Origin of the sequence: Paraburkholderia sp. GAS333, assembly GCF_050435665.1 — a bacterium.
Classification (GTDB): domain Bacteria; phylum Pseudomonadota; class Gammaproteobacteria; order Burkholderiales; family Burkholderiaceae; genus Paraburkholderia; species Paraburkholderia fungorum_A.
This window is the reverse complement of sequence record NZ_JBNDKS010000003.1, coordinates 832540-844601: the sequence shown is the minus strand read 5'-3', so window position 1 is coordinate 844601 and position 12062 is coordinate 832540. Positions and strand designations below refer to the sequence as shown.

Sequence of the window (12062 nt, the reverse complement as noted above, 5' to 3'; positions counted from 1 at the left end):
AGCGGGTGTCGAACGCGACGAGCAACCATATCGCCCTGCGTTTCGCCCACCGGATTTTTCACTCTACAGAACCTATTCTCATGTCATCGAACCTCTCCGAATCGAAGAACGCCACGCCCGTCGTCACCGAACTGCGCGTCGTGCCCGTCGCCGGCCGGGACAGCATGCTGATGAATCTGAGCGGCGCGCATGGCCCGTTCTTCACGCGCAACGTCGTGATCCTGCGCGACAGCGCGGGCAACACCGGCGTCGGCGAAGTGCCGGGCGGCGAGAGCATCCGCAAGACGATCGACGACGCGCGGCCGTTCGTCGTCGGTCAGTCGATCGGCAATCTGCAAGCCATCCTGAACAAGGCGCGCACCCAGTTCGCCGATCGTGACGCTGGCGGCCGCGGTCTGCAAACCTTCGATCTGCGCACCACCATCCACGCGGTCACCGCGCTCGAAGCCGCGCTGCTCGATCTGCTCGGCCAGCACCTCGGCGTGCCGGTTGCGGCGCTGCTCGGCGAAGGCCAGCAACGCGACGAAGTCGAAATGCTCGGCTACCTGTTCTACATCGGCGATCGCAAGAAGACCGACCTGCCGTACGCGAGCGGCGCCGATGGCCGCGATGACTGGGATCGCGTGCGCACCGAAGAAGCGATGACGCCGGAAGCGGTCGTGCGTCTCGCCGAAGCCGCGCAGGCGCGCTACGGTTTCAACGACTTCAAGCTGAAGGGCGGCGTGCTGCCCGGCGACGCCGAAATCGAAGCGGTCACCGCGCTCGCCGAACGCTTCCCGGACGCGCGCGTCACGCTCGACCCGAACGGCGCATGGTCGCTGGCCGAAGCGGTGCGCCTGTGCCGCGACCAGCACGACGTGCTGGCCTACGCGGAAGACCCGTGTGGCGCCGAAAACGGCTATTCGGGCCGCGAAGTGATGGCCGAATTCCGCCGCGCAACCGGTTTGCCGACGGCGACCAACATGATCGCGACCGACTGGCGTCAGATGGGTCACGCGATCCAGTTGCAATCGGTCGACATTCCGCTGGCCGATCCGCACTTCTGGACGATGCAAGGCTCGGTGCGCGTCGCGCAGATGTGCAACGAGTGGGGCTTGACCTGGGGTTCGCATTCGAACAACCACTTCGATATCTCGCTCGCGATGTTCACGCACGTCGCGGCTGCGGCTCCCGGCAAGATCACCGCGATCGATACGCACTGGATCTGGCAGGACGGCCAGCGTTTGACGCGTGATCCGTTGCAGATCGTCGGCGGCAAGGTGAAGGTTCCGGAAAAGTCCGGCCTCGGTGTCGAACTCGATATGGACGAACTCGAGAAGGCGCACGCGCTGTATCAGCAACACGGCCTCGGTGCGCGCGACGACGGCGTCGCGATGCAATACCTGATTCCGAACTGGAAGTTCGACAACAAGCGCCCGTGCCTCGTGCGCTAAGACTGTCGACGCTGATTTCGACGATCCGGGCGGCGGCACGCCAAGCTGCATCGTGCCGCCCAACCCCGAAGCCATTCACGCATTTCACACGATTCACGCCATGACTACACCTCAAGAACTCAAAGCAATCGTTTCGGAAGGTCTGCTGTCCTTCCCCGTCACCGACTTCGACGCACAAGGCAACTTCCGCGCCGACACGTACGCTGAGCGCCTCGACTGGCTCGCTCCGTACGGCGCATCGGCGCTGTTCGTCGCGGGCGGCACGGGCGAATTCTTCTCGCTCACGCATGACGATTACTCGAAGGTCGTGAAGACCGCCACCGAAGTCTGCAAGGGCAAGGTGCCGATCCTGGCGGGTGCAGGCGGCCCGACGCGCGTCGCGATCGACTACGCGAAGGAAGCCGAGCGTCACGGCGCCAACGGCATTCTGCTGATGCCGCATTACCTGACCGAAGCCTGCCAGGAAGGTATCGCCGCGCACGCTGAAGAAGTGTGTAAAGCCGTGCCGAACATGGGCGTGATCATCTACAACCGCGCCAATTCGAAGCTCAACGCGGACATGCTCGAAGGTCTGGCAGAACGCTGCCCGAACCTGATCGGCTTCAAGGACGGCGTGGGCGAGATCGAAAACATGGTGACGATCCGCCGCCGTCTGGGCGACCGTTTCTCGTACCTCGGCGGCCTGCCGACCGCGGAAGTCTACGCAGCGGCATACAAGGCGCTGGGCGTGCCGGTGTACTCGTCGGCAGTGTTCAACTTCATCCCGAAGACGGCGATGGACTTCTACCGCGCGATTGCCGCCGACGACCACGCAACGGTCGGCAAGCTGATCGACGACTTCTTCCTGCCGTACCTGAAGATCCGCAACCGCCGTGCTGGCTACGCAGTCAGCATCGTCAAGGCTGGCGCGAAGCTGGTCGGCCACGACGCAGGCCCGGTCCGCGCACCGCTGACCGATCTGACCGAAGAAGAAATGGGCATGCTCGACGTGCTGATCAAGAAGCTCGGCGCGCAGTAATGCAGCCGCCACGGTCGCGGCAACATCGCGGCCGTGCGAATTTGAAGACCATGAAAAAACGCCCGGGACAATTGTGTCGCCGGGCGTTTTTTATTCGAGCGGATGTTGTGGCTAGCTCTTGCGAAACACCACATGCGAGATACGTTGCACCAGCAACGCAGCGACCAGCGAAGCCACCGCAGTCAGCCACACGCCGATATGAATCGACTGCACCAGCGCATCGCGTGCGGAATCGATCAGTGCCAACGTGTCCAGCCCTGATGTTTTCATGTCCGCGATCAACTGCGTGCGCGAAGCGTCGTCGATAAGAATGCGCAGGTCGACAAAACGCGGCCGCCATTGCGATGCCGCCGGCTCGCCGAGCACGCTCATCGTCCGCGTGACGACGTTGCTGTAGTGATGCGACACGACAGTCGCGACGATGCTCGTGCCGAGCATGCCGCCCACCATCCGCGTGGATTGCAGCAACGCGGTCGTGATGCCGAAGCGCTCGCGGCCGGCAATCTCCTGGGCGAACACGTTCAGATTGTTGAGGATGAAGCCGAGGCCGATGCCGACCGCCGCCATCGGCAATTCGATCCGGAAGGTCGGCGTATCGGGATTCGCGAACGCGATGCCGATCGATGCGAACAGCAACAGCACGAAGCCGATCGACAGAATCTGCGTGGGCTTCTTCATGTGAACCACAATGCGCGTATTCAGCAGGCTGCCGAGCGCGATGCATGCGGCAATCGGCGTGGCGAGCAACCCGGCCTGTTGCGGCGACAAGCCGAAGCCGCCCTGCAACAGCAACGGCGCGAAGAAGATCAGCGAAAACATCGTGAAGCCGGACAGCATGCCGAGCGTGAACAGCGTGACGAGTTGCGGGTCTTTGAACAGATCGAGCGGGATGATGGGATGCGTGGCGCGCTTCTCGCAGATCAGCAACGCGACGGTGCCCGCAATCACGCATACCCCGAGGATGAGCATGCCCACGGTCAGGCCATGTTTGGGCACACCTTCGATAAACGCCTGCAAGCCGCCGAGCACACCGGCGACCAGCGCCGCGCCGAGCCAGTCGATCTTCACCTCGCCGTCATGCGGGCGACGGAAAGCCGGCAGATGCGCCCAGATGAAGTACAGCGCCGCCGCGCCGACCGGCAGGTTGATCAGGAAAGTCGAGCGCCAGCCCCAGTGCTCGCTCATCCAGCCGCCGAGCGACGGACCGGCGGCCGTGCCGATGCCGTACGCGGCGGCCATCACCACCTGCCAGCGAACCCGCGCGCGCGGATCGGGGAACAGATCGGGAATCGACGCGAACGCGGTGCCGACCATCATCCCGCCGCCGACGCCCTGCAAGCCGCGCGCGATCACCAGAAACAGCATGTCGTTGGCGACGCCGCAAAGCACGGAGGCCACTGTGAACACGATCACTGCGGCAATCACGAAGCGCTTGCGGCCGAAGTAGTCGCCGAGACGCCCGAACACCGGCACCGTCACGACCGACGCCAGCAGGTACGCGCTGGCGATCCATGCGTAGTACTCGAAGCCGTGCAGTTCGGCGACGATCGACGGCAATGCGGTGCTGACCACGGTCTGGTCGAGCGCGACCAGCATGTTGACGAGGCCGATGCCGAGCATCGCGAACAGGGCGTTTCGAAACGGAAGGGCGGTCGTAGAGCTGGTCGGGGTCGAGTTCACGGAGCGGGCCGGGGGCGGTTCAGGTTGGGCACTGCGCGGCGTGGAAGGGGCGGCAGGCCAAGGATCATGACGACTATATCGTGAAGTTGTCTGACCTCTTGGTAGGGAATTATACGGGTTTTCCCTTAGTCGAAATTATTTTCTCGCGCCGCCGAGCGAAAATTGGACGCAAAAAAGCCGTGCGGCGCGCGCACGGCTTGGTGAAGCGGGATGGTTATACGATGTCGTCCGCTAGGGCGAGTGTTGGTTTTACGTCAGCTGCTCGGACGCTCAGCCGCTCAGCCGAAGCTCGGACTTTTGCCCAGCGCCATCGCCATGGCCTGCATCGCGACGAGATAACCGCTCGCGCCGAGTCCGCAGATCACGCCGGTCGCCGCGCGCGAGATCAGCGAATGGCGATAGGTTTCGTCGCGCTTATGAATATTGGTGATGTGCAGCTCGATCAACGGACGCTCGATCAGCTTGACCGCGTCCAGCACCGGCACCGACGCAAACGAAAATCCCGCCGGATTGATGATGACCGCCGCATCGCGCTCGAATGCTTCCTGCAGCCAGTCGACCATCGTCGCTTCGCTGTTGGTCTGGCGGAATTCGCATTGGAGTTCGAGCCGGTTCGCGAGCGCTTCCACCTGCTGCTGGATCTGCGCGAGTGTGGTCGTGCCATAGAGATGCGGCTCGCGCTTGCCCAGCATGTTCAGGTTCGAGCCATTCAGTACATAAACGAGTTCAGTCATTATTCAGTCGCCTGTTTGCAAAATTCAGTGTGATGCGGGACGGCCCGATGCGGGGCGTTACATGCGGTGGCTGTTGCTCACGCCCGCCGTTGCAAAATCCGCGTCGCCCGTGACGGCCGCTGCCGAGTCGGTGCGATTCATATCGATGCCGAGCGTTTCGCGAGCGGTCAGGATCATCACGAGCGAAATCACGTTGAAGACCACGCATACCGCGACGACGCCCCATGGCGAGCCGTTGCAGACGGAAAAGAGCCACACGGCCAGCACCGGCATCGGACCGCCCGCCACCAGATTGGCGCCGGTATAAGCGAGCGCCGAGCCGGAATAGCGCACGTTGGTCGGAAAAGCTTCGGCGAACGCGACCGGCTGAATGCCGCTCTGGAACTGCGTGAAGCCGAGGAAGAAGCCCATTGCGGCGAGCATCGGCAGGAAGCTGCGGGTGTCGAGAATCTGGAAGTACACGAAGAGCATCAGCAGCGTCGCGGTCGAGCCGATCGCGAGCGCCTTCTTGCGGCCGATCCGGTCGCTCAGCATCCCGCCGGCCAGCGCGCCGACGATCGCGCAGACGTTCGCGCCCATCAGCAGCAGAAAGCCCGTTTGCTTCGGAATCGCCAGCGTCTTCGTGATGTAGCTCAGCGAGAACACGACGATCAGGTAGAAGATCGCCGCCGGGCCGCAGAAGAACAGCATCCAGCGCAGAACGGTGCGCCAGTGAAGCCGCAGCGCGTCGCGCAACGGACTGCCGACGTGCACGACGTCGGTTTTGCGCAGCGCGACGAACGCGGGCGTCTCGCTCACTTTCAGCCGGATGTACAGGCCGACGATCACGAGAATGAAGCTCAGCACGAACGGAATGCGCCAGCCGTACGATTCGAACGCCTGCGCCGGCAATGTCGACGACAGCAGCAAGAGCACGCCGTTCGCCATGATCTGGCTCAGCGGCGAGCACAGGCCGAGCAGTCCCGAGTATTTGCCGCGCCGGTCGGGGCTGGCGTGTTCGATCGCCATCAATTGCGCGCCGGTCGATTCGCCGCCCAGCGCGAAGCCTTGCAGAATCCGCAGCAGCACGAGCAGGACCGGCGCCCATACGCCGATGCTCGCGTAAGTCGGCAACAAGCCCATCGCCATCGACGCCACGCCCATCACGGTGACGGTGCCGAGCATCAGATTGCGCCGGCCGAGTTTGTCGCCGAGATGTCCGCAGATGATCGCGCCGAGCGGCCGCGCGGCAAGCCCGACGCCGAAGGTCGCGAGCGACGCGAGCAGCGCGGACGTGGGGTCCATCGACGGGAAAAAGAGCCGGGGCAAAATCGTTGCGGCGAGCGCGCCGTACAGCGTGAAGTCGAACCACTCGAGCGCGGTGCCGATCGCGGCGGCGGTCACCGCTCGCGTGCGCATCGCGGCGGTCACCGCTCGCGTGCGCATCGCGGCGTGCGTGCCGGGTTGTGCGTCCTGAATCATGTCGTCTCCTTGACCTTGGGCTGCGCGGAATGTCGGGTGAAGAGTCGTCGCCGTTCACCTGCTTCCGCGCTTTTGTCTGTTTGTTTCGTTCGATAAAACCGGCGCGTTTTCGCGGCTTCGAAAGCGGCTTTACAAGCTGCGTCAAAAGCCGTCTCAAACCAGAATCGCGACCGTGAAAACAGCTTAGCACCCCTAGGTGGGATGCCATTCCAGGGTGGAATTCGATCTCATAATGTGCAAAACTGCCTTTCGCCAGATCGCGTTCAAGCGACGCAAACGCACGCAGGAATGCGCGCGACAACACACGCCACATCAAACGAAAAAACGGAGACAGACATGCCCGGCGTCACCGAACGCACCCTCGCCGTCCTCGAATTTCTCGCCACGCAGATGGAGGGCACGCCGCTCGCAATGATCGCCGACGAACTCGATATTCCGAGAAGCGCGTGTCACCGGCTGCTGGTCGATCTGAAGCAATGCGGTTATGTGCGGCAATTGCGCGAGCACGGCGATTACGTGCTCACCACGAAACTCGTCGGCCTCGGACTCGGCTTTCTCGCGACGTCCGGCATCGTCGACATCGCGCAAACCATGCTCGACCGGCTGGCGGAAACATCGGGCGAACTGGTGCGGCTCGCCATCGTCGACGGCGACCGGTTGACGTGGGTCGCGAAGGCGCAAGGCGCGCTGAAGGGATTGCGCTACGACCCCGACATGGGCATGGACACGATCCTGTCGTGCAGCGCCACGGGCCACGCATGGATGATGACGATGACCGACGAACGCGCGCTCGAACTCGTGTCGCGCCAGGGCTTCGGTCAGCCGAAACAGTACGGGCCGAACGCGCCGACCACGATTGCGGGATTGCTGACGTTCGTCCACGCCGCGAGGGAGCGAGGCTACGCGACGATCAACGAGGTGTTCGCGCCCGGCATGACGGCGATGGCCGCGCCGGTGCAGCGGCGCGGCTATGCGGCGATGGGCGTGATCAGCATTGCCGGGCCGCTGGTCCGGCTCGACGAAAAGCGCATGGAGAAGCTGGGCCCGACGCTGCTGGCCGCCGCGTCGGAACTGGCGGCGGCGAGCCACGCGTCGCCGCTGTTCAGCCGGCGGTAATCAACCGCGCGGGGTTTATTGCGGGATGATTCGCTCGGCTTTCAGACGATCGAACAACGCGAAGAACGCATCCGGCGTGCCTTGATAATCGAGGAAGCCGGCTTTGCGGCTCTTCGTCATATCGGTAAGCACTTCCATCGGACGGCCGAGGTCGGCGTCGGTATGCCACCACGACGCGAGCTTGCCGATGTCCGCTTCCTTCAGATCGAAGCGCGCCGCGATCCCGGCCCACGTCGTTCCCGCGTCCTGCATACGGCCTTCGAGCGGACGCGTTTCGCCGTCGAACGGCGCCGCTTCAATGCCGAAGTACGCGGCGAGCTGCGACCACATCCATTGCCAGCGAAACACGTCGCCGTTGACCACGTTGAAATCTTCGTTGCGTGCATTCGGGGATGTCGCGGCCCATTCGAGATGCCGCGCGAGCAGCGTCGCGTCGGTCATGTCGGTGAGACTGTTCCATTGCGCCGCCGACCCCGGAAAGACAAACGGCTGACCGGTTGCCTTGCACAACGATGCATAGACCGCTAGCGTCACGCCCATGTTCATCGCATTGCCGAGCGCGTAGCCGATGATCGTATGCGGACGATGCACGCTCCAGCTGAAGCCGTAACGCTTTGCCGCGTCGAACAGCCGGTCTTCCTGCTCGTAGTAAAAGTTGTCGACCGGCTGCCGGCCCTGCTCCTCGCGAAACGGCGTGATCGGCACCGCGCCGGTCGCATAGGCTTCGAACGGTCCGAGATAGTGCTTCAGACCGGTCACGAGCGCGGCATGCACGAGCGTGCCGGACGGCCCGATGGCGTCCATCACGTTCTGCACCATCGCGCCGTTCACGCGAATGTTTTCCTTTTCCGTGGCCTGCCGCGACCAGGCGGTAAAAAACACGTGGGTGAACGACTTGCCGGCCAGCGCCGCGGTGACGGAGTCGGCGGAATTCAGATCGGCGGTGATCGACTCGATCGACGGCGAGACGGGCGTGCGGCCGCGCGACAGTCCGCTGACGTGCCAGCCGTTGGCGACCAGCCGATCGGCGAGATTACCGCCGACAATGCCGCTCGCGCCAATGATGAGTGCTCGTTTTTCCATGAGAGTGATGTCGTCGAATGAAGGCTTGTGGACACGGTGAGGTTCTGCGACCAGGTTGAACCGCGAGCTAAATGTCTCCAGCATCAAAAGGGACCTGCGTTAGGGCGAGCGGTTCAGCGGGAGGCCGGGGCAACGCGAGGTCCAGTGCCGCGATTATCGGCCTGTTTGACGATGAGCGTCCGGTCGCTGCCGGCGGACGCTTTTATTGGAAGGGGGTGAGCGGGCCGGCCCGCCAGCCAACCCGCCCGCCAGCAAGCCAGCAAGCTGGGTAGCGCTCAGTCCTTGACCCATGCCGTGGCCATCTCCCGCGCGAAGTCCCGATACGAGCGCGGCGCTCGCCCCAGCAAGCTCGTCAGCCGTTCGACCTCGGCCGCCGATGCCGCCGCGCCGTCCTGCTGATAGCGGCTCATCATCAGACGCATGTCATAAGCGAGCCACGGCGGCGCGGCTGCCTTCAGACGTTGTTCGAGCAGGTCGAGATCGTCGCCGCCGTAGCGCACCGTCCGTCCCAGTGCTTCGGCCCAGATCGACGCCACGGTTTGCGCATCGATTGCGTCAGGGCCGACGAGTTCGTAGGTCTCGCGCGGCAGCGGGCCGGCGGCGCGTTCGCGGCGCAGCAGTTCGCGCGCGGCAGCGTCGCCGATATCGCGGACGTCGACCATCGAAATTCCCTTCGAGCCGATGGGCATCCCGTACACACCGTGCGCGAGCAGCGGATCTTTCTGCCGCACGTCGTTCTGGATGAAGTACGCCGGGCGCAACACGGTGGCCGGAAGATCGCAATGCTCGATCATCCGCTCGACCGTGTATTTGCTGGTGAAGTGCGGCACGTCGACATATTCCGCACCTTTGAACACCGACAGATACACCACGCCTTTCACGCCGGCCTCGCGGGCCACGCTCAGAGCCTGAAGCGCTTGCGTGAGTTCGTCGGCGGCATTCGGGGCGAGCAGGAACAGCGTGCTGACGCCGTTCATCGCGCGACGTAAGCCGTCCACGTCGGACAAATCGCCCTGAACCGCCGCGACGCCTGCGGGAAACTGCGCTTTTTCCGGCGAACGCGTGAGCGCGTGAATCTCCACGCCGCTGCCGTTCAGATGATCGAGAACCTGCTTGCCGATGACGCCTGTGCTACCGGTTACGAGAATGGCCATGACTTTCTCCTTGGATGGTGGGACTGGAATCAGTCCGTCAGGGAGAACAATAGGCGTTCCACTAGCGCACCGAAAGTGCCAAAATTCAGACGAACCGTCTCATTTATGGAACGATTATGGATCTGACTTCACTAGCCGATTTCAATGCGGTCGCGCTGCATGGCGGCTTTGGGCCTGCGGGCCGGGCGCTGAATCGTCCGAAGGCCACGCTGTCGCGGCGCGTGGCGGAACTGGAAGAGCAACTCGGCGTGCGCCTGATCGAGCGCGGCTCGCGCACGCTGCGTCTGACCGAGGAAGGCCGGGTTCTGCATGAGCGCACGCGCGGCCCGATGACCGAGATTCAGGAGGCCGGCGAAGACGTCGCGTCGAGTGCGCCGGTGCCGCGCGGACGCTTGCGAATCAGCGCGCCAATCGTGTTCGCGCATGTGGTGCTGTGCCGGATCGCGACGCGTTTTGCGCTGGCTTATCCGCAGGTCGAACTGGAAGTCGTCGCGGAAGATCGCCGGGCCGATCCGGTGGAGGATGGTTATGACCTCGTGATCCGCATCAATCCTCCGCGAGACGAGTTGCTGATTGGGCGGCGCATTTACAGCGACGAACGGATGGTGGTCGCCGCGCCGGCGATGGCGCGTCCGCCGCAATCTCCCGCCGATACCACTGCGTTGCCGGTGCCCGCTGTCGTGCTGTCGGCGGCGGCCGGCGGCTCGATCTGGACGATGCGAGCCGCCGACGGCTCGCTGGGTTCGCTCGCGCCGATGCCCGTACTGCGGCTCTCGTCGCTGCTGATGGTGCGCGAAGCCGTGCTCGAAGGCGTGGGCGCGGCGCTGTTGCCGCGACTGCTGGTCGAGCGGGATGTGTCCGCCGGACGGCTGGTTTGCTGGGGCAAGCCCGAAGAGCCGCCGGTTGAAATCTGGGCGCTGTACAACTCGCGCCGCTTGCTGAGCGCCAAGGTGCGGGCGTTCATGAATCTGCTGGACGATTTGCAGGGATGGGAGCGCGGGGCGGCGTGACGTGCGCGAACGCACATCGCTGCTCATTGTCCGGCCGACACAATGAGCGGTCCGCGCGCGAGCCGCCGCTGCGAATCTGCGCGCCGCGTAACCATGGGCGGCGTTTTGCTTCGCCCGTCGCGACGCCGCATTCGTTCCAATGCTCCCGGAGGATTCGATCTGTATCGCGCTCCGACACGCTTTCTCGCAATCACCCCGCGTGGGCACACCGCGATGCAGACGCACGCTGGACAGCCCCGCGCGCGTTTGCGGCTGTGTGTGGGTGTCGTCGGCGGCGTGGCGCTGCTCTTTTGCACATCCGGCGTCGCGGCGCCTGACGGAAACGGCGGCTTCGTGTCGCTATACGGCGTGCTCGACACCAGCATCGAAATCACCGATCCGGGCTCCGGGTGGACGCCGCGCATGGACTCAGGCGCCTATCGCGGATCACGCGTCGGCCTGCGCGGTTCGGAGCCGATCGGCGACGACACCGCGATTGTGTTCACGCTGGAAAACGGTTTCGGCTCAACCGACGGCACGTTTCAAAGCCCCGGCGTGCTGTTCAACCGCCAGGCCTGGATCGGCGCACGCGGCCCGTGGGGCGAGGTGCGTTTCGGTCGCCAGTATTCTCCGATCTACATCCCGTTCAAAGGCGATCTCGATGCTTTCGGCGCAGGCACGATCGCGTCCGGCCTCAACAACCTGTCGAAGATCACGCCGTACGCGAGTAACGCGTTGACGTATCTGTCGCCCGTGGTCGGCGGCTTCGACGCCACCGTGATGATGGCGACGCGCGATCCATCGGAGGACGACGGCAACGGGATCGACGGCTACTACGTGACTGCCGGCTATCGGTTCGATCGGCTGAAACTGCTTTACGCGCGTCAGCAGACACACGGCGCGGGGGCATTGCGGGCGAATCTCGGCGGCGCGAGCTACGCGTTCGACAAGATCCGCGTGTGGCTCGCGTTCTTCAATGGCGATGGTGGCACGCCGCTCTATCACGGCGCGGGCGGGTCGGTGTCCGCGCAATACAGTTTTTCCCCGCGCGCGCGGGCGTCGCTCGGCTACGCGCACGTGCGCGATTATTCAACCGGGAGCGCGAGCGCCGACCAGTTCAGCGCGGCATTCGAATATGAGTTTTCGCGGACGTTGCTGGTCTACTTCAGCGCCGCCTATCTGTCGAATCACGACGACGCGCGCTTTACGTTGCGAGGCGTCAATGTGACCGGGTTGCCGGTTGCATACCCGGGCGCGCCGGTCGCGGGCGTGCAACTCGGCGTGGTACAAAGGTTTTAATGTTTCCGGCCAAGGCGTGAGGGCCAGCGGAAACATCGGCCACGCCAATTTACATGCACGGATTCATTGCGTCGCCGGATATCCGCGCGATTGAA

General features: G+C 64.0%; 10 protein-coding genes. 5 read left to right on the top strand and 5 right to left on the bottom strand.

Annotated elements, in window-relative coordinates:
* Nucleotides 1-80: 80 nt before the first annotated feature.
* Both gudD and kdgD read left to right on the top strand, forming a co-directional pair.
* Nucleotides 81-1433: a glucarate dehydratase gene (gudD, locus tag ABH945_RS19500; protein ID WP_074770499.1), complete on the top strand. Its 1353-nt coding sequence runs from the start codon at nt 81-83 to the stop codon at nt 1431-1433.
* 100 nt (nt 1434-1533) lie between these two features.
* Entirely contained in the window at nt 1534-2451 is a 918-nt protein-coding gene (gene kdgD, locus ABH945_RS19495) for a 5-dehydro-4-deoxyglucarate dehydratase (RefSeq protein WP_074768106.1), read from the top strand.
* A 111-nt stretch (nt 2452-2562) separates the two neighbouring features.
* Here the strand turns inward: kdgD and ABH945_RS19490 are convergent, their stop codons facing one another.
* The 3 genes from ABH945_RS19490 to ABH945_RS19480 form a co-directional block, all read right to left on the bottom strand.
* On the bottom strand, nt 2563-4071 hold the full coding sequence (locus tag ABH945_RS19490) for an MFS transporter (RefSeq protein WP_074770498.1): 1509 nt from the start codon (nt 4069-4071) through the stop codon (nt 2563-2565).
* A gap of 338 nt (nt 4072-4409) precedes the next feature.
* Nucleotides 4410-4865 (bottom strand): type II 3-dehydroquinate dehydratase, encoded by a 456-nt coding sequence (locus ABH945_RS19485; protein ID WP_074770497.1) that lies wholly within the window; start codon nt 4863-4865, stop codon nt 4410-4412.
* A gap of 57 nt (nt 4866-4922) precedes the next feature.
* Entirely contained in the window at nt 4923-6326 is a 1404-nt protein-coding gene (locus ABH945_RS19480; protein WP_429251600.1) for an MFS transporter, read from the bottom strand.
* Nucleotides 6327-6662: 336 nt separating this feature from the next.
* Between ABH945_RS19480 and ABH945_RS19475 the strand changes: the two genes are divergently transcribed.
* On the top strand, nt 6663-7442 hold the full coding sequence (locus ABH945_RS19475) for an IclR family transcriptional regulator (protein WP_074770495.1): 780 nt from the start codon (nt 6663-6665) through the stop codon (nt 7440-7442).
* 15 nt (nt 7443-7457) lie between these two features.
* Here the strand turns inward: ABH945_RS19475 and ABH945_RS19470 are convergent, their stop codons facing one another.
* Together ABH945_RS19470 and ABH945_RS19465 are read right to left on the bottom strand one after the other, a co-directional pair.
* On the bottom strand, nt 7458-8525 hold the full coding sequence (locus ABH945_RS19470) for an SDR family oxidoreductase (RefSeq protein WP_429251599.1): 1068 nt from the start codon (nt 8523-8525) through the stop codon (nt 7458-7460).
* 275 nt (nt 8526-8800) lie between these two features.
* Nucleotides 8801-9679: an NmrA family NAD(P)-binding protein gene (locus tag ABH945_RS19465; protein WP_429251598.1), complete on the bottom strand. Its 879-nt coding sequence runs from the start codon at nt 9677-9679 to the stop codon at nt 8801-8803.
* A 116-nt stretch (nt 9680-9795) separates the two neighbouring features.
* Between ABH945_RS19465 and ABH945_RS19460 the strand changes: the two genes are divergently transcribed.
* Complete coding sequence (locus ABH945_RS19460) at nt 9796-10689, top strand: LysR family transcriptional regulator (protein ID WP_429251597.1); 894 nt, start codon at nt 9796-9798, stop codon at nt 10687-10689.
* A gap of 213 nt (nt 10690-10902) precedes the next feature.
* The gene (locus ABH945_RS19455) at nt 10903-11967 is read left to right on the top strand and encodes a porin (RefSeq protein ID WP_429251596.1); all 1065 of its coding nucleotides are present in this window, start codon (nt 10903-10905) and stop codon (nt 11965-11967) included.
* The last annotated feature ends 95 nt before the right edge of the window (nt 11968-12062 follow it).